This is a genomic window from bacterium (assembly GCA_030699905.1).
Taxonomy (GTDB): Bacteria; Patescibacteriota; Minisyncoccia; order Phycocordibacterales.
Map to the genome: position 1 here is coordinate 1 of JAUYKQ010000023.1, position 13,244 is coordinate 13,244.

Annotated in this window: 18 protein-coding genes and 5 tRNA genes; 13 read left to right on the forward strand and 10 right to left on the reverse strand. The window is 43.3% G+C overall.

Annotated elements, in window-relative coordinates:
• Positions 1-79 precede the first annotated feature (79 nt).
• The 8 genes from Q8P86_02730 to ruvX form a co-directional block, all read right to left on the reverse strand.
• A tRNA-Arg gene (locus Q8P86_02730) sits at positions 80-151 on the reverse strand.
• 103 nt (positions 152-254) lie between these two features.
• A complete protein-coding gene (locus tag Q8P86_02735) occupies positions 255-584 on the reverse strand; it encodes a hypothetical protein (GenBank protein MDP3996584.1) in 330 nt (109 codons plus the stop codon).
• 4 nt (positions 585-588) lie between these two features.
• On the reverse strand, positions 589-1,125 hold the full coding sequence (locus Q8P86_02740) for a hypothetical protein (protein MDP3996585.1): 537 nt from the start codon (positions 1,123-1,125) through the stop codon (positions 589-591).
• Positions 1,122-1,676 (reverse strand): hypothetical protein, encoded by a 555-nt coding sequence (locus Q8P86_02745; GenBank protein MDP3996586.1) that lies wholly within the window; start codon positions 1,674-1,676, stop codon positions 1,122-1,124. Before Q8P86_02745 ends, Q8P86_02740 begins: the two co-directional genes overlap by 4 nt.
• Before the next feature lie 48 nt (positions 1,677-1,724).
• Positions 1,725-2,807, reverse strand: a complete 1,083-nt coding sequence (gene pilM, locus Q8P86_02750; GenBank protein ID MDP3996587.1) for a pilus assembly protein PilM — start codon at positions 2,805-2,807, stop codon at positions 1,725-1,727.
• A gap of 112 nt (positions 2,808-2,919) precedes the next feature.
• Entirely contained in the window at positions 2,920-3,507 is a 588-nt protein-coding gene (locus Q8P86_02755) for a VTT domain-containing protein (protein MDP3996588.1), read from the reverse strand.
• A gap of 57 nt (positions 3,508-3,564) precedes the next feature.
• Complete coding sequence (locus tag Q8P86_02760) at positions 3,565-3,894, reverse strand: hypothetical protein (protein ID MDP3996589.1); 330 nt, start codon at positions 3,892-3,894, stop codon at positions 3,565-3,567.
• A gap of 86 nt (positions 3,895-3,980) precedes the next feature.
• Entirely contained in the window at positions 3,981-4,367 is a 387-nt protein-coding gene (gene ruvX, locus Q8P86_02765; protein MDP3996590.1) for a Holliday junction resolvase RuvX, read from the reverse strand.
• Positions 4,368-4,585: 218 nt separating this feature from the next.
• On the opposite strand from ruvX, the gene Q8P86_02770 reads away from it, so the two are divergent.
• The 6 genes from Q8P86_02770 to Q8P86_02795 all read left to right on the forward strand — a co-directional run bounded on the left by Q8P86_02770 (position 4,586) and on the right by Q8P86_02795 (position 7,049).
• Positions 4,586-4,672, forward strand: a tRNA-Ser gene (locus Q8P86_02770).
• A 498-nt stretch (positions 4,673-5,170) separates the two neighbouring features.
• The gene (locus tag Q8P86_02775) at positions 5,171-5,386 is read left to right on the forward strand and encodes a hypothetical protein (GenBank protein MDP3996591.1); all 216 of its coding nucleotides are present in this window, start codon (positions 5,171-5,173) and stop codon (positions 5,384-5,386) included.
• 284 nt (positions 5,387-5,670) lie between these two features.
• A complete protein-coding gene (locus tag Q8P86_02780; protein MDP3996592.1) occupies positions 5,671-6,099 on the forward strand; it encodes a vitamin K epoxide reductase family protein in 429 nt (142 codons plus the stop codon).
• 56 nt (positions 6,100-6,155) lie between these two features.
• Complete coding sequence (locus Q8P86_02785; protein MDP3996593.1) at positions 6,156-6,614, forward strand: hypothetical protein; 459 nt, start codon at positions 6,156-6,158, stop codon at positions 6,612-6,614.
• A gap of 46 nt (positions 6,615-6,660) precedes the next feature.
• Positions 6,661-6,732, forward strand: a tRNA-Arg gene (locus tag Q8P86_02790).
• A 245-nt stretch (positions 6,733-6,977) separates the two neighbouring features.
• Positions 6,978-7,049, forward strand: a tRNA-Arg gene (locus Q8P86_02795).
• Positions 7,050-7,140: 91 nt separating this feature from the next.
• Here Q8P86_02795 and rpsT read toward each other — a convergent pair.
• Positions 7,141-7,404, reverse strand: a complete 264-nt coding sequence (gene rpsT / locus Q8P86_02800; protein ID MDP3996594.1) for a 30S ribosomal protein S20 — start codon at positions 7,402-7,404, stop codon at positions 7,141-7,143.
• A gap of 143 nt (positions 7,405-7,547) precedes the next feature.
• On the opposite strand from rpsT, the gene ruvA reads away from it, so the two are divergent.
• The 4 genes from ruvA to Q8P86_02820 all read left to right on the forward strand — a co-directional run bounded on the left by ruvA (position 7,548) and on the right by Q8P86_02820 (position 11,404).
• Complete coding sequence (gene ruvA, locus Q8P86_02805; GenBank protein ID MDP3996595.1) at positions 7,548-8,111, forward strand: Holliday junction branch migration protein RuvA; 564 nt, start codon at positions 7,548-7,550, stop codon at positions 8,109-8,111.
• A complete protein-coding gene (murE, locus tag Q8P86_02810; protein MDP3996596.1) occupies positions 8,108-9,379 on the forward strand; it encodes a UDP-N-acetylmuramyl-tripeptide synthetase in 1,272 nt (423 codons plus the stop codon). The genes ruvA and murE overlap by 4 nt, the downstream gene beginning before the upstream one ends.
• A 73-nt stretch (positions 9,380-9,452) precedes the next feature.
• Positions 9,453-10,409: a bifunctional DNA-formamidopyrimidine glycosylase/DNA-(apurinic or apyrimidinic site) lyase gene (gene mutM / locus Q8P86_02815; GenBank protein ID MDP3996597.1), complete on the forward strand. Its 957-nt coding sequence runs from the start codon at positions 9,453-9,455 to the stop codon at positions 10,407-10,409.
• A gap of 110 nt (positions 10,410-10,519) precedes the next feature.
• Positions 10,520-11,404, forward strand: a complete 885-nt coding sequence (locus Q8P86_02820; GenBank protein ID MDP3996598.1) for a hypothetical protein — start codon at positions 10,520-10,522, stop codon at positions 11,402-11,404.
• A 14-nt stretch (positions 11,405-11,418) separates the two neighbouring features.
• On the opposite strand, the gene Q8P86_02825 is transcribed toward Q8P86_02820, so the two are convergent.
• Positions 11,419-11,934 (reverse strand): TrmH family RNA methyltransferase, encoded by a 516-nt coding sequence (locus Q8P86_02825; GenBank protein ID MDP3996599.1) that lies wholly within the window; start codon positions 11,932-11,934, stop codon positions 11,419-11,421.
• Here Q8P86_02825 and Q8P86_02830 point away from each other — a divergent pair.
• From Q8P86_02830 to Q8P86_02840, 3 genes are all read left to right on the forward strand, one after another.
• The gene (locus Q8P86_02830) at positions 11,922-12,287 is read left to right on the forward strand and encodes a hypothetical protein (GenBank protein MDP3996600.1); all 366 of its coding nucleotides are present in this window, start codon (positions 11,922-11,924) and stop codon (positions 12,285-12,287) included. The two genes, Q8P86_02825 and Q8P86_02830, sit on opposite strands and share 13 nt — an antisense overlap.
• A 164-nt stretch (positions 12,288-12,451) precedes the next feature.
• A tRNA-Lys gene (locus Q8P86_02835) sits at positions 12,452-12,524 on the forward strand.
• Positions 12,525-12,734: 210 nt separating this feature from the next.
• Positions 12,735-13,025: a hypothetical protein gene (locus Q8P86_02840; GenBank protein ID MDP3996601.1), complete on the forward strand. Its 291-nt coding sequence runs from the start codon at positions 12,735-12,737 to the stop codon at positions 13,023-13,025.
• Positions 13,026-13,244 lie beyond the last annotated feature (219 nt).

Below are 13,244 nucleotides of genomic sequence, written 5' to 3' on the forward strand. Positions count from 1 at the left end.
GAGAACCTCTTCGATTCCTGTCCGCAAGCAAAGCAGTTTGCTTGCTCGGGGGCAAAGCGCTACGCTTCGCTACGCACTTTGCCCCCGCCAGGAATCGAACCTGGATCAAGAGATTAGAAGTCTCTCGTTCTATCCATTAAACTACGGGGACTCATTTAGGGCTGTTTATATCGCAACGTTACTATAACAAAAAACCGCGATTTTTTCTAATTCGCGGTTTGTTTTGTTTTTTCTTATCTTCTTTTTGGGTATAACTAAATTGACGGGTCCGGCACTGAAGACGATTCTCTTATTGAATTGGACTTCCTTTCCCTGCCGTCAAAATAGTCGTTTACTTCAGTAAGCTTGTTTTTATCAAAAACTTTTACCGTTTTACCCTCCCCTTCTTCGGCTTTGAATATCCCGTCTCTTTGAACCTGCACCACCATATAAATACTGGCGCCGAATACTAAAACGTTTATGACGGAAAAAACAAAAATTATGATTTTCCAGTCCTTAAATGGCCGCGACTTTTCCGTATTCTTATAAGAACCGGAGCGATGCCAAAACTTTGTTAAAAATTTCTTAAAAAAATTAAACCTCATTGTATTAAATGAATTTAATAACATTAAAGCGCAAATCCGCCCTCCAAATGTCGCCCAATTCCTTGTCCTCCACCTTCTCCAGCCGCGCCTGCTCTATAACCGACTTAAAAGGCATGAGCTCCGCCCGCGAAAGAAAAGAAAAAACGTCATTCCATGAGCCCTTGACCGTTACTTGAATTATCAGGTTCTCCATCAAAACATTTTTTTCTTCAAAAGGCCCTCTTTCTATTGAGCTTATGTTGACGTCGGCCTCCGGATTTCCAAGCGACTCCACAAACTCAAGAAACTCCACCACTTTATCTTTGGCCACGATATGAGAGTCCACTTCCCTTCTGTCCTCTACGGTATCGTCAAGAAGCTTTTGAGCGGAGAGCAACTGCGCGTCTTTCTCCGATGCAAGAGAAATTGTGTTTTCCAAAGCGGAAGTATTTTTATCTTTTTCTTTCACTATGGAAAACAGCATGTAATATCCGCCCCAAACAGCGAGATTGGCGACAATCGCGAAAATAAAAATGTTTTTTGAATGCGAAGTTTTTTTCATATTTTTCCGAGCGGTATGGTTATCATAAATTCAATGTCGTTTTCTTTGGCAAAGTTGGAAATGGGAAGTTCAACCTCCCTTATCAAAAGATGGTTTTCAAGAGAGTTGGCAAATTCAACAAGTCCAGCGCGATTTGCCGCGACGCCGGAGAGCATGAGCTCGTGTTTCTCTTCTTTCTTTTTTTCTTTTGACTTCAGCATGGTTAAAGAGTATATCTTTATGTCATCGCCTTTTATGTTCAAAATATCAGACAAGAAATCATGGACTGAAACTTCTTCTTTGTTGTCGAGAAGCGTGTTTAGCTTTAGTTCAGCATCTTGCAAAGAAAGCGAGAGTTCTTCTTCATTTTTTATTTCAAGCGACTCTTCAACCGCGCGGTAATTTGCCAAAGATATTTCTTCTTTCTGCAAAGACACGACATAGACGGGTACCAAAAAAACAAGCCCCAAAACTCCGGTGATAAAAGAAAACCACAAAACAACAACGGCCAGACGCAGTCGGTACTCTTTCCTTAAAGACCTTTTTTCTTCTTTGGTGAGCAGATTAAACATGTTGTTTCTGCGTAAAGTTGACTCCGAAAATATTAGTTTTTATGCAAGTTACCCCTCAAGAGCCACCCCGATAGCCGCCGCGTAGTCAAGTGAATCAAAAAACGAAATGGGCGGAACATACTCTGAAGGGTCAAAAGCGTTTTCCCACACTTCCCCGACTGAAACATTCGCATTGAGAGCGGAAGCCAAATACTCAGGGAAACCGTCTATCCCCGCATCTCTGCCACATAAAATTATCTTTGACAGATTACCATCCCCATCCCCATGCGTTTCAACGTGAGTTTTCCAATACGTCAAAACTTTGCCGACCTCGTCTTTAAGAGCAGACACGGTATCCACAAGAGACGAAAACATTTCGGTGTTTTTACCATCCCTGTTGAAACTACTTTCGTCTTTCAAACGCTTGGCTTCCTCTTGAGAAATGGAAAGGTTTTTGCCAAGAGCTTTTGTGATAGCATCTCCGCCTATCGCGACAGTTGAAGTGAAATGCACAATTTTGTCTCTTATTATATATATTCCAGTTTTATCTTCTTTCAAGTTTACCACCACAACCGCCGTTTTTTCATCTTTTGGAATTACGGCGTTGGTGATGGCCTGCGCTTCTATAGTGAAAAGTTTCGGTCTAAGTCCCGCCTCCTTAAAAACAGAAATGTACGTCTCCACTGTTTTTTTAGGCAAAACGGAAACCCCAACGTCCACATGTGAGTGGTTTTCCCGGCTTTCGTCCACCATATAATCAAAAACGCAATCTCCCGCGGAAATAGGAACGTTTTCTTCTATCCTAAACTCAACCGCCGTGGAAATATCTTCTCCGGCTGTTTTTGGAATCTGCGTTTTAAAAAGAAATGCCTTCTCTTCCGGAAAGGAAACGTTTACGTAATTTACGTTTTCTTTTTCTTTAAGTTCCACAAGAAGTTTTTTAACGGTTTCCCTGTCGTTTATATAACCGTCAGAAATAGCCCCCGCGGGAACGGACATTTCGCCGAAATATTTTATCTTCCGATGGTTGCCTTTTTCCGTGAATTTTATAAACCGGATTTTATGGTCGGAAACATCAATGCCGGTGGCGGGCATTGTCAAAAATTTTGGCGGAGGAACGTGCCTTCTAAAAAAAGTTTCAAAAGCGGACATGAGTAAATTATAACAGAAAATATTAAAATACCACCAACACAAACACGCTCACTGCCACTTCTTTAATGTTTTCCGTCAGCATGTTGGCAGTTTTGATTTTTTCCAGATTTGACTAAAAAAATTGCAGGATGGCGTATAAAATAACAACGACGGCAAAGACCATGGTAAAAATGTTGAAGTGTTTAAAGACGACATGCCCGGCCTTTTCTCCAAACCATTTGGAAATATACCCAACCGCAAAGAAACGCATGCCTCTTCCAAGAATAGAAGCTATTATAAAAACAAAAAAATTAATATTGAAAAAACCGCCTGCCAAAGTAAAAATCTTGTACGGTATGGGCGTAAAGGCGGCCGTGAAAATGGCCCAGAACGCGCTTTTGTTGAAAAGTTCCGAAATACGCGTCATATCGTCCTGCAAATTGTATGCCTCTACGAGGTAAGAACCGATATAGTCAAAGAAAAACATCCCTATAAAATAACCGGCCGCCGCTCCCAAAATGGAACCGACGGTAACAACCAAAGAAAACCTCTTCCAGAACTCGGGCCTTTTGGCCACCGCAGGCAAAAGAAAAAAGTCCGGAGGAACGGGGAAAAAAGATGATTCGGCAAAAGCGATTAGAAAAAGCCAGCCGTCGGTCTTACTTCCGCCGGTCGTTTTTATCTTTTCATTGACCTTGTTCCTAATGGATTCAAAAAGCATAAGTTTAATTCAAGTTCAAGTATCCAAGTCGTCTTCTCCTCCACAACTCGCGAGGTCTCACTTTACCGTAGAACCGGCGGGAACGGACTGACTGACTTCAAGAAGCGAAAAATGACTCTCGCTACCGCCGACAGCCAAAACCATGCCTTGACTTTCAAGTCCGCGAATGACCCGCGACTCTAAGTTCGTGGCGAAAGCGCATTTTTTGCCAACAAGCTCTTTTGTGTCCGTAAAATACTCGGCAATACCTGAAATAATCTGGCGATGACTCTCCTCCCCCATGTCAACCGAAAGACGCAAAAGCTTATCCGTGTCCGGAACTTTTTCAGCGGATTTTATCTCCCCGATCTTTATTTCCAGTTTTTTGAAATCATCAAAAGAAATCATGTGGCGTGTAGCATGTAACTTGTAACATGGAACAGAAGAAAAGAAATTTTTCTTCTTTGTATTTTAAAAATGTTGCATGTTGCGTGTTACATGTTTCGTGTCTTATCAAGATAACTCTGAAGTATCAAAGCCGCGGCCGACGCGTCCTGCATTGTCGTTTTGCCCTGGATTCGCTCGGCTTGGATGGAAGTAAAAAATTCCGGTTCCATGTGAATGGGCTTCTTCATATATGTACGCAAATTATTTTTGAATTTTTCAATTTTTTCCGCTATGGGGTTGGGCACGCCGTTTAAATCGGATGACTCGCCGATGACCACGGAGCCACATTTGTTTACATCACAAAGTTCCGCCACCTGTTTCGGCAGTTCTTTATCGTTTTGCAAAACGGTTGTGGGAAAAGCGATTTTGCATTCTTCGTCCGAAATCGCTATTCCAACGCGTTTTTCGCCATAATCAATTCCCATGATGCGCATGTTTATAGTATAGCGCAAAACGTGTAGCGTGTAACGTGTAGCGTGAGACAAACGAAAACAAAGGAACTTACTGACATCCTCTTCCGTGCAAGCTACTGTGGGACAGCGCGAGGAAGAAAAACAGAGTTGTTATTTTGTCTTTTTGGTTGTATGTTGTATGTTGTAGGTTGTAGGTTGTAGGTTGTAGGTTGTAGGTTGTATATCGTAAGTTAAATTTTGGAGGAGTGGCTGAGCGGTCGAAAGCAGCACACTGCTAATGTGCTGTCCGGGAAACCGGACCGTGGGTTCGAATCCCACCTCCTCCGTTTTGAGTCCGCGAAAAACGGAGGAGAGGAGTGCTGGGAGCACTCCGTGTGGGATTCGAAGCCCGATTGAGCATTTTCTTGAGCTTTCTTAAGCGAAAAGAAAATCCAATCGGGGTACTGGTCCTGTAAGGACCGAAAAGCGTACTCGCGGTCCCACCTCCTCCGCAGATAATCTATCCCCAAAAGTAGGCATTGGATTCGGATTGAGATATAGGATTAAATCTTCCGGCTGGCCGACAGAGGACATTACACCACTTTTTTAAGCAAAATATTGTCCCTGTCCCCATTATCCTCCGACCGATTTAGTATTTTCTTGAACGTCTACGCATAACCAACATTCTTAAACCCACCGTTCTTAACATTGATAACGAGACAGGTTTTATTGTAAGCTATTGCAATTTTACATTTTAGATATAAAATCTGATCAGAAAATCGGAAGCAGTGTAGTGACGCTTGCCACTCCACTTCCGACCATCACTGCAGTTGGAAAGGAAAAATATGAGACGAGTTGACCTTATTGACCGAGTAGGACAAAACTACGGTTCACGCGTGGCAAAAATCGTTGATGAAATTCTGTCCAAGAAAGAAGAAGTAAGTTGCGCTGACGTGGAGACCGCCATAAAAGAAGCCGAAAATAGAGTACGTCACCAATTTTCCCCCTCTTTATCAGTACAAGAGTCGGAAGAAACAAAAATAGGCATATTCTACGTTTGAAACCTCTACTCCCTCCAACAAAACGCCTTTCGGGGCGTTTTTTACATTGTCCGGAAACTTCAGAATCTTTAATTACGAAATACGACGGGCGCCCCCCCGCGAGGAAAGTCACAAAAAAGTGACTAAGACCGGGCAAGCGCCCTTTGAGCGGTCACTTTTTGGGGAGCTTTCCGAGTGGGGGGGGTATTTCGTAATTCACAGTTCAGAAGGTTAACGGCTGGTTGCTAAGGGGAAATAACACATCCCCCCTTTCAAAACCTCCTTTCTACTGCTACACTAAACCCATGGAACAACTGTTGCAAATCATAGTGATTATCGCCGCTCTCTGCGGTTTTTTCCTTGCCATACACATATACAACGAGAAACGGAAGCGTCCGGTTTTCACCTGCCCCCTTGATTTTGACTGCAACACGGTCGTGAAAAGCGACTATTCTACCCTATTGAAAATCTCCGTGGAAGTTTGGGGAATGGCGTACTACTTCTTGATTCTCTCCACTTATTCACTACTTACGGTCTATCCGTCAATAATGCCGGAAGGACTTTCAATGGCGGTTTTGGTTCTCACTGTAGTGGCTTTCGCTTTTTCCATATATTTAACGGCAATTCAAGCATTCGTCCTAAAACAATGGTGTAGCTGGTGTCTCATATCCGCCTCTCTTTGCACTATAATTTTTATATCCGTATTTTTAATTTCCGGAGAGAAATTGTTTTAACATCAAAGGACAGTTCATTGGTTAGTATATTTATTTTTCTCTGGTAAAATATACCCATGAAAGAAACTCTGGAGTGGGATGTTTTTGAATATACCCGAAAAGAGAAAAAGTCGGACTGGTTTTGGGCTACCGGTATCATAAGCATAGCCATCGCCATAACATCCGTAATGTTAGGGAATACTTTGTTCGCCTTAGTCGTCCTTCTTGGCTCTTTTGCTTTAATTATTGTCGGACATCGCAAACCTCGTCGCATACACGTAACCTTAAGTCCGAAAGGAATTTCTGTTGCCAAAAATTTTTACCCCTACTCTTCTATTGAGTCCTTTTGGGTGAATGACGAGGGTACAGAGGCGAAAATAATTGCAAAATCAAAACACATACTGTCGCCCTTCATAATTGTTCCGATAGAAAGCGTGACTTCAGAAAACGTTTGTGACTATCTTTTGCAATATCTATACGAAGAAGAGCACAAGGAACCTCTTTCGCACACCATTATGGATATGCTTGGGTTTTGACTAAAAAGCTCGCAACGTGTAACGTGTATCATGTAGCAGGTCAGGAGTCCCCGTAGTTTAATGGATAGAACGCGAGATTGCGGATCTCGTAATGGAGGTTCGATTCCTCCCGGGGGCAAAATTGAACGAAGTGAAATTTTGCCCCCGAGGAGTGCTGGGAGCACTCCGTGGAGGAATCGAAGCCCGATTGAGCATTTTCTTGAGCTTTCCTAAGCGAAAAGAAAATCCAATCGGGGTACTGACCTCGTAGAGGTCGATAAGCGTACTCGCGGTCCTCCCGGGGGCAAAGTGCGTAGCGAAGCGTAGCGCTTTGCCCCCGAAGTTTCGTAATTCAAATTCTAACAACAAACGGACTATTCGCTCGCTCCCATAGTTTAACGGATAGAACACGGGCCTCCGGAGCTCGAAATCCAAGTTCAATTCTTGGTGGGAGCAAACTGTGATTCCTTTTCCACGCAAGTTTACACCAAACAAAACCGCCCCGTCGCGTACGCGACGGGGCGGTTTTTGTTTGATTCACGATAATCTACGGCCTTTTCCCCACCATGGCCGAAAGCCGAGATTTTTTCCTGTCGGCATTTCTTTTTTTGATAGTGTTGCCCTTTGCCGTCTTATCTACCATTTTGTAAACTACGCTTAAAAACTTTGCCGCTTCTTCAGTTTTATTTTCCGCGACAAGTTTCTTGAATTTCTTTATCGTTTCCTTCATTTTCTTTTTCCGCGCATCGTTAAAAACCTTTTTTCTAAGGGATGCTCGATGGGCCTTTTTTGCGTTTTTTGTTATTGCCATAATTTTAACGGCGAGCGTTTACTCGCCTGTGCCGGACGTGTTCGGATAATCTCATTACCAGTACGGCTTATAGTGGCCAATACTAACAGAGATTTTAAAAAAAGCAAATATTAGATGTTCCGTTTTCATGTTACATTATAAGCATGATAAGCTACATTTCCGGCTCCGTAATATACAAGGACGAGAAATCGGCCATCGTAGAAACCGCAAATGGTCTCGGCTACAAAATTTTCGTTACCGAGGAAACTCTCTCTTCCCTATCAGAAAACAAGGTGGCGCGGTTTTGGACTTATCTTGCGGTACGCGAAGATGCCCATATTCTTTACGGCTTCCCGGAGAAAAGCGATTTGGATTTTTTTGAACTGCTTTTGACCGTATCGGGCATAGGCCCAAAAACGGCTTTGGGGATATTAAACATGGCCAGTGTTCTATCCATTAAAACGGCTGTCTCATCAAACGACCCGTCTCACCTTGTAAAAATATCTGGTATCGGCAAAAAAATGGCTGAGAAGATGGTTTGGGAACTTAAAGACAAGGTGAAAAGCGGAGAAAATTCCTCCGCCACCCTAAAAGATGAAATAGAAGCGTTAGAAGCTTTGAAATCTATCGGGTACGGACACAAGGAAGCCCGAGACGCTCTGAAAGAAATCAAAAGCGGCACGGCCAGAGAACGCATAAAATCCGCTCTTAAAACATTAGGAAAATGAACGGCATTAAAAAGCACATACCAAAATCACTGCTTTCCGCTTACCATTTCTTTTTGGCTGTTTTGGGAGCTTTGCTTTATCGTTTTCCTTCCCGCCAGATAAAAGTCGTGGGCATCACAGGCACGAACGGCAAAAGCTCCACCGCCGAACTGACAAGCGCCATACTGGAAAAAGCGGGCTATAAAACAGCTATTACAGGAACGGTCCATTTCAAAATCAACAGAAAAGAAGAAGTGAATTTTCTGCGTATGACCATGCCCGGCCGTTTTTTCATCCAGAAGTTCCTGCGTAAAGCTGTTTCTGCCGGATGCGACTGGGCCATAATAGAAATGACTTCGGAGGGAGCGGAACAGTTCCGCCATCAGTTTATTGACATGGACTCTCTCATATTTACAAACCTCGCCCACGAACACATAGAGTCGCACGGCTCTTTTGGAAAATACCTGAAAGCAAAACTCAAAATCGCCAAACGTCTTGAGCTTTCTAAAAAAATAAATAAAACTATCATAGTAAACGCGGACGATAAGCAGTCAAAAAAATTTGCCGACATAAAAGATGTGTCAGTCCATTCATATTCTCTAAAAAACGCGGAGCCGTTCAGCTTAAGAAGAGACGGTACAACACTGACTTTCCGAGGCAAAACCATAGAAACGAAAATGCTTGGAAAGTTTAACATCTATAACTGCTTGGCGGCAGCCACTTTCGCGTTGACTCTGGGTGTGGAATTGGAAACCATAAAAGAAGCGTTGCAAGATTTTTACACCATTCCCGGACGGCTGGAAGAAGTAAAGGTTTCAGACGTCCAGAAGTTTTCAGTTTTTGTTGACTACGCCCACACTCCCGACTCTCTCAAAGCGGTTTACGAAATTTTCAACGACGCCACAAAAATTGCTGTTTTCGGCAACGCCGGAGGCGGAAGAGACAGTTGGAAAAGACCCGAAATGGGACGTATTGCCGATATCCACTGCGAGAAAATAATACTGACCGTTCAGGACCCTTACGATGAAAACCCGAGTTCCATAATAGAGCAGACGGTCTGCGGTATGACAAACAAAAAGCCGGAAATAATTTTAGACCGCCGCCAAGCGATAAGAAGGTCTCTTGTTTTAGCGCATAACGAATGTTCCAAAACCGAAACGAACGGAAAAGAAATAGTGGTTCTCATTACCGGAAAAGGCAGTGACCCGTATATTATGGGTCCCCGCCGCGAAAGGACACCATGGAGCGATACCGAAGTGGTGAGAGAGGAATTGAAGAAAATGTTTTAAATGTTCTATGCGCGACTTTTTTCGTTCCCCCTTTTTGCTTTTTGCTTTCCACTTTTTACCTTAAACTTCTTCCATGCCCGAACTGCCCGAGGTAACAACCACGGCGAGCGTTTTAAACAGACGATTAAAAGATCTGCGAATTAAACGCGTCTGGTCAAGCTACAATTCCGTTTTTCACAAAGGAAAAAACAACATAAAAAACATAGTGTATTTTGAGACATTTAAAAATACAGTGAGTAACAAAAAAATACTGCGGGTCAGACGGAGAGCCAAAAATGTTTTGATTGACTTGTCGGGAGACATTTCAATACTGGTGCATATGAAAATGACAGGACATCTGTTGTACGGGACATACAAAAGAATCGACAATCTACGACCAAAAGCTAACGACAAAGTCGGATGGGAAAAGGAAGTATGGGTGCCGGACGAGTCCCAAAAGAGTCCTCTTTGGGACAGATTCAACAGGTTCATAAGATTCACGGCAAACCTTTCCAACGGGAAAACTCTGGCGCTGTCCGATATGCGCAGATTTGCCAAGATTGTCTATTACAAAACCAGCGAAGAAAACAAAATTCCGGATTTGGCCGGCATAGGGCCCGAACCTCTGGAAAAAAGTTTTAAAGTCGCGAATTTCAAACTACAAGTCAACAAAAGGCCGAATTTACCCGTAAAACAGGTCTTGATGATGCCGGAAATTATAGCGGGAATAGGAAACATATATTCCGACGAAATGTTGTGGCTCTCCGGCATACATCCCCTTTGCCAAGCGTCAAAAATACCGGAAGAAAAACTTAAAAAACTTTTCTCCTGTATGCGGAAAGTTTTGAAAAAAGGAATAAAACTGTCGGGCGATTCAATGTCCGACTACAGAACGCCGAGCGGAGAAAAAGGAAAGTTTCAGACAGAGCATCGCGCGTACAGACGAACCGGAGAGAAATGTTCTAAAAAAGGATGTGGCGGAAAAATCCAAAGGATGAAAATCGGCGGAAGAAGCGCGCATTTTTGCGACAAACATCAGTTGCGATATTGAGATATCGCCTGTAACATATAGCTTGTAACGTGTAACATGTAACATTTCAGAGTTGCATTCAAGATACTTTATATCATAAAGAATGTTTCGTGTTATATGTTCAATAATTTATGAATGACGACTTAAAATGGTTCTTCGGTCTTTTTTTACTTTTTGGCCTGCTTTGGTTTGGCGGAGGCGGTTTAAACAGTTCTTCTTCTCATGACCCTTTTGTAGAACCGATAACAGGAAGAACCTACGGAAACGACCCCCTTTCAGGCCTTTCAAACAAAAGTGGCTCTCAAATATCAACAGGAGGAAATAGAGATACGGAAAACGGAGCGATAAAAGAAGAAGAAAAACCCGATACGATATCCATACAAAGAGTAAACCAGTCGTACGGTGACAGCCCCGATTTTGAATACGTTACGCTGGTAGCCGGCCGAGACAACAAAGCTCCAATAAAACTTACGGGACTTCAGCTTTTAAGCAGAGAAACCGGCAAAGGTATGACCATAGGAAAAGCGACCAAACTGCCTCACATTTCAAGCCCGCGCGACACTGACGATATTTTCCTTGATCCGGGAGAAAAAGCGTACGTTATAAGCGGTCGTTCGCCCGTCGGTTTTTCTTTTAAGACGAACACCTGCAGTGGCTACTTCGCCACGGAAAAAAACCTCACCCCCGGACTTTATTACGAATGTCCGCGGACTTCCGAAAAACCCCTGCCGTATTTCCGCACGGTAACTTTAAAAGACCAGTGTTTGGATTATCTGGACCGTATTCCAAGATGCAATCACAAAACACCTTCCACATTGTCCGCGGAGTGCGCCTCTTATGTTTCCCAAAACTTCAACTACAACGCGTGTGTATCTGAAAACTCCGGCAAGGACGATTTTTATAAAAATGAATGGTACGTGTATTTAGAGAGAATAGCTCCTCTTTGGAAAAGCAGAAGAGAGACAGTTGACCTTGTCTCTCCCGAAGGAGTTGTTTTAGACAGTATTAAATATTAAAAACTCACCTTCGACTACACACAACCAAAGAGAATTATGCCTGCCGCCACGGAAACGTTCAGGGACTCTTTGCTTCCCTGCATGGGTATTTCCACCACCGAATCCGCTTTTTCTAAAATGGAACGCGGTATGCCTTTCGTTTCTTCGCCGAAAATAAAAGCTGTTTTTTCTGACGGACTGAACTTTTTGTAATTAATTGCCACTTTGTCTTGCTCCACCGCCACTATTTGAAATTTTTCCTCCCTTAATTTTTTCAAAACGGGCAAAATCGCAGAACGGTATTCCCAAGACAAAGTCGTCTCTGCTCCAAGCGCCACTTTCGCGAAATCACCGCGAGAGTTTCCAAACCTGTCTTCCGGAGACGGAGTGGTACCGACAAGATAAACTTTGGAAATACCAGCCCCTTCCGCGGTTCTAAAAACCGAAGCGGTGTTTTGAACACTGCGCAAATTCAAAAGAATGACCACTTTTTCCTCTTCTGTTTTCTTTTTGCTTTTCATCATGATAAAATACCACCATGTTAAATACATTTCCAGACCTTTTGACTTATGGTTTTTTTGCTCCGACAATACTCCGTCTGACTGTAGGAGCTTGGTTTATTTATGAAGGATTTCAACTTTTCCGAGAAGAAAGCGAAGAAAGGCGTCTCCTCCAAGGTTTTATCGCCACCTTGCAAGTTGCCGGAGGGATTCTATTGTTTGTGGGCTTTTTTACTCAAGTGACAGCTCTGACTCTGGCCGTTATTACCGCAAGCAACATTTTCATGGGCAGAGAAGATATGAAAGAGCGCGAAAAAAGAATCGTTCGCCTTTTGGCTTTATCTATCCTTGTATCTCTTATCTTAACAGGCGCCGGCAATTTAGCATTTGATTTGCCTCTTTAACGAAAAGTGGCGCAAAGTCCACAGACAAGATAAGATTCGGAAATTACTTTTGATTTTGAATTTCCGGATTTTTCTGGTATATTTTCTTTTGTCTTTGACCGCTGTAAGACGTATGTTGCCGGTAATAAGTCGTAGGTAGTAAGTCGCCGGTTATAGGTTGTTTTCCGCCCGTAGCTCAGTTGGTAGAGCAGCTCCCTTTTAAGGAGATGGTCGCAGGTTCGATTCCTGCCGGGCGGATAATGTAGCGAAGCGGAATTGTCCGCCCGAGAAAGGCAACTGCTTGCCTTTCGTGCAGGAATCTAAGAGGTTCTCCCATGTTTTTGAGCAATTCTTATTGCGAAAAAACGGGAAACCTGTACTGGTCGTGTAACGACCGATAAGCGAAGCGGTCCTGCCGGGGCATTTTTTAGTTGCGCACGGCGGGAATTCTTGTAGTATGTGGGAAGAATGAGAAATACTATACCACTGCTTTATCTCACGGATGCCTGCCAAGAAGGTTTCTGCGAGCACTGTCCGCAGAAAGACAAAAGGGTTTGGAAAGTAAAGAAAGCAAGTAGCCGATGTGGCTGTCTTTGCCACAAGCCACGCAAAAAGAAAATGGAGGAAATCAAACTTCGTCCCAAAGCAGACACTGTTTTGGAAATTGAAAACCCTAAAACAGCCGCCGTTTTGCGACAAAGACGAAAACGCAAAAAAACCGTTCCGAGCCGACACATTTTTCGGTCGGATGGAAAGTGAAGAAGTTAGGACTTACGCGCTCTGCACAACCAAGTGCGGAGCGGTTTTTCTTGTGTTTATTCCCAAAACAGTTTAGTGTAGGGGCAGTCATCCCTTTCGCCACAAACGGCTTTGTGGGATAAAACGGGACTGTTGCCGAATATCCATTTTGGCTGATTTCCCCAAAATTCGGCTACGGCTTGGTTCAAATTTATGGCCAATACTTCCAGCATTAAGCCA

Coding starts and splice junctions, on each gene's coding strand:
- Q8P86_02735 (MDP3996584.1), bottom strand. CDS start 584: ATGAGGTTTAATTTTTTTAAGAAATTTTTAACAAAGTTTTGGCATCGC.
- Q8P86_02740 (MDP3996585.1), bottom strand. CDS start 1,125: ATGAAAAAAACTTCGCATTCAAAAAACATTTTTATTTTCGCGATTGTC.
- Q8P86_02745 (MDP3996586.1), bottom strand. CDS start 1,676: ATGTTTAATCTGCTCACCAAAGAAGAAAAAAGGTCTTTAAGGAAAGAG.
- pilM (MDP3996587.1), bottom strand. CDS start 2,807: ATGTCCGCTTTTGAAACTTTTTTTAGAAGGCACGTTCCTCCGCCAAAA.
- Q8P86_02755 (MDP3996588.1), bottom strand. CDS start 3,507: ATGCTTTTTGAATCCATTAGGAACAAGGTCAATGAAAAGATAAAAACG.
- Q8P86_02760 (MDP3996589.1), bottom strand. CDS start 3,894: ATGATTTCTTTTGATGATTTCAAAAAACTGGAAATAAAGATCGGGGAG.
- ruvX (MDP3996590.1), bottom strand. CDS start 4,367: ATGCGCATCATGGGAATTGATTATGGCGAAAAACGCGTTGGAATAGCG.
- Q8P86_02775 (MDP3996591.1), top strand. CDS start 5,171: ATGAGACGAGTTGACCTTATTGACCGAGTAGGACAAAACTACGGTTCA.
- Q8P86_02780 (MDP3996592.1), top strand. CDS start 5,671: ATGGAACAACTGTTGCAAATCATAGTGATTATCGCCGCTCTCTGCGGT.
- Q8P86_02785 (MDP3996593.1), top strand. CDS start 6,156: ATGAAAGAAACTCTGGAGTGGGATGTTTTTGAATATACCCGAAAAGAG.
- rpsT (MDP3996594.1), bottom strand. CDS start 7,404: ATGGCAATAACAAAAAACGCAAAAAAGGCCCATCGAGCATCCCTTAGA.
- ruvA (MDP3996595.1), top strand. CDS start 7,548: ATGATAAGCTACATTTCCGGCTCCGTAATATACAAGGACGAGAAATCG.
- murE (MDP3996596.1), top strand. CDS start 8,108: ATGAACGGCATTAAAAAGCACATACCAAAATCACTGCTTTCCGCTTAC.
- mutM (MDP3996597.1), top strand. CDS start 9,453: ATGCCCGAACTGCCCGAGGTAACAACCACGGCGAGCGTTTTAAACAGA.
- Q8P86_02820 (MDP3996598.1), top strand. CDS start 10,520: ATGAATGACGACTTAAAATGGTTCTTCGGTCTTTTTTTACTTTTTGGC.
- Q8P86_02830 (MDP3996600.1), top strand. CDS start 11,922: ATGTTAAATACATTTCCAGACCTTTTGACTTATGGTTTTTTTGCTCCG.
- Q8P86_02825 (MDP3996599.1), bottom strand. CDS start 11,934: ATGTATTTAACATGGTGGTATTTTATCATGATGAAAAGCAAAAAGAAA.
- Q8P86_02840 (MDP3996601.1), top strand. CDS start 12,735: ATGAGAAATACTATACCACTGCTTTATCTCACGGATGCCTGCCAAGAA.